This is a genomic window from Winogradskyella litorisediminis, from assembly GCF_042675765.1.
Taxonomy (GTDB): Bacteria; Bacteroidota; Bacteroidia; order Flavobacteriales; family Flavobacteriaceae; genus Winogradskyella; species Winogradskyella litorisediminis.
In genome coordinates this window covers 1-2,500 of record NZ_JBHTJL010000022.1, presented here as the reverse complement: position 1 = coordinate 2,500, position 2,500 = coordinate 1, and the positions used below count along the sequence as shown (strand labels likewise).

The window sequence follows — 2,500 nt, the reverse complement described above, 5'->3', positions numbered from 1 at the left end:
ATGCCCTCACTGCATTACATCATTTTATAGCATTCGGAGTTTGTCAGGAATTGGTAGGCGGTGAAGCCCCCGCATCCAATCAGTAGCTCTACCTCTATAAAACTAATAATACGCTGCACCTAAATGCATTTCGGGGAGTACGAGCTATTTCCGAGTTTGATTGGCCTTTCACCCCTACCCACAGGTCATCCGAAGACTTTTCAACGTCAACCGGTTCGGTCCTCCACTGTATGTTACTACAGCTTCAACCTGCCCATGGGTAGATCACACGGTTTCGCGTCTACCACTACTAACTATAGCGCCCTATTCAGACTCGCTTTCGCTACGGATTCGGACCTGAAGTCCTTAACCTTGCTAGCAACGGTAACTCGTAGGCTCATTATGCAAAAGGCACGCCGTCACCACGAATGGCTCCGACCGCTTGTAAGCGTATGGTTTCAGGTTCTATTTCACTCCCTTATTCAGGGTTCTTTTCACCTTTCCCTCACGGTACTAGTTCACTATCGGTCTCTCAGGAGTATTTAGCCTTAGCGGATGGTCCCGCCAAATTCATACAGGGTTTCACGTGCCCCGCACTACTCAGGATACTGTTATCTTACTGCGCTTTACCTATACGGGACTATCACCCTCTATGGTTGCTCTTTCCAAAGCATTCTAATTCATTACAGCTCAAATATTACAGTCCTACAACCCCAGCACTGCCGTAACAGTACTGGTTTGGGCTATTCCGCGTTCGCTCGCCACTACTAGCGGAATCACTTTTGTTTTCTTCTCCTCCGGGTACTTAGATGTTTCAGTTCTCCGGGTTCGCCTCCTTACGGATAACATGTCTTCAACATGCTGGGTTGCCCCATTCGGATATCTGCGGATCAATTTGTATGTGCCAATCCCCGCAGCTTTTCGCAGCTTATCACGTCCTTCATCGCCTCTGAGAGCCTAGGCATTCCCCATACGCTCTTATTTAGCTTATTGTACTTTTTGTCTTTTTAATGAGTCACATTTATTGCTCGTTACAATAAATATTTGATTCTTGTTAAATACCTAAGTATAAATATTTAACTTTTTTCATGTATCTTTTTCAATATGTCAATGAACGTTTTCAACTTTCGTTGATAGTGGAGAATACCGGAGTCGAACCGGTGACCTCCTGCGTGCAAGGCAGGCGCTCTAGCCAGCTGAGCTAATTCCCCTTTCTTAAATTCAGAATTTTGAATTCAGAATTTTGAATTGTGAATCCCAACTTCTAGAATTTCCTTTAATTAGTAGTCTCAGGCAGACTCGAACTGCCGACCTCTACATTATCAGTGTAGCGCTCTAACCAGCTGAGCTATGAGACTCTACTTAATTATATTATAAAATTAAATTAACAGCAAGAGAATAAAATCAAATTGATTCTATTATAGTAAATTACCTTATTAGTCGTCTTTCTCTAGAAAGGAGGTGTTCCAGCCGCACCTTCCGGTACGGCTACCTTGTTACGACTTAGCCCTAGTTACCGATTTTACCCTAGGCCGCTCCTTGCGGTGACGGACTTCAGGCACTCCCAGCTTCCATGGCTTGACGGGCGGTGTGTACAAGGCCCGGGAACGTATTCACCGCATCATGGCTGATATGCGATTACTAGCGATTCCAGCTTCACGGAGTCGAGTTGCAGACTCCGATCCGAACTGTGATAGGGTTTATAGATTCGCTCCTTCTCGCGAAGTGGCTGCTCTCTGTCCCTACCATTGTAGCACGTGTGTAGCCCAGGACGTAAGGGCCGTGATGATTTGACGTCATCCCCACCTTCCTCACAGTTTGCACTGGCAGTCTTGTTAGAGTTCCCGACTTGACTCGCTGGCAACTAACAACAGGGGTTGCGCTCGTTATAGGACTTAACCTGACACCTCACGGCACGAGCTGACGACAACCATGCAGCACCTTGTAGATAGTCCGAAGAAATAGCTATCTCTAGCTAATGCAATCTACATTTAAGCCCTGGTAAGGTTCCTCGCGTATCATCGAATTAAACCACATGCTCCACCGCTTGTGCGGGCCCCCGTCAATTCCTTTGAGTTTCATTCTTGCGAACGTACTCCCCAGGTGGGTCACTTATCACTTTCGCTTAGCCACTCAGACCGAAGTCCGAACAGCTAGTGACCATCGTTTACGGCGTGGACTACCGGGGTATCTAATCCCGTTCGCTCCCCACGCTTTCGTCCATCAGTGTCAATACATTGTTAGTGATCTGCCTTCGCAATTGGTATTCTATGTAATATCTATGCATTTCACCGCTACACTACATATTCTAACCACTTCACAATGATTCAAGATAACCAGTATCAAAGGCAATTTTACGGTTGAGCCGCAAACTTTCACCTCTGACTTAATTATCCACCTACGGACCCTTTAAACCCAATGATTCCGGATAACGCTTGGATCCTCCGTATTACCGCGGCTGCTGGCACGGAGTTAGCCGATCCTTATTCTTACAGTACCGTCAGGCTCCCTCACGAGAGAG

At 46.4% G+C, this 2,500-nt stretch carries 2 tRNA genes and 2 rRNA genes (1 of these 4 cut by a window edge); all 4 read right to left on the bottom strand.

Going from position 1 to position 2,500, the window contains the following annotated elements:
• Window positions 1-972 (bottom strand): 23S ribosomal RNA (locus ACFQ1Q_RS14180); it reaches 1,844 nt to the left of the window's first position.
• Window positions 973-1,116: 144 nt separating this feature from the next.
• Window positions 1,117-1,190 (bottom strand) — tRNA-Ala (locus ACFQ1Q_RS14175).
• Between the two features lie 73 nt (window positions 1,191-1,263).
• A tRNA-Ile gene (locus ACFQ1Q_RS14170) sits at window positions 1,264-1,337 on the bottom strand.
• A 96-nt stretch (window positions 1,338-1,433) separates the two neighbouring features.
• Window positions 1,434-2,500 (bottom strand): 16S ribosomal RNA (locus ACFQ1Q_RS14165); the annotation flags it as partial.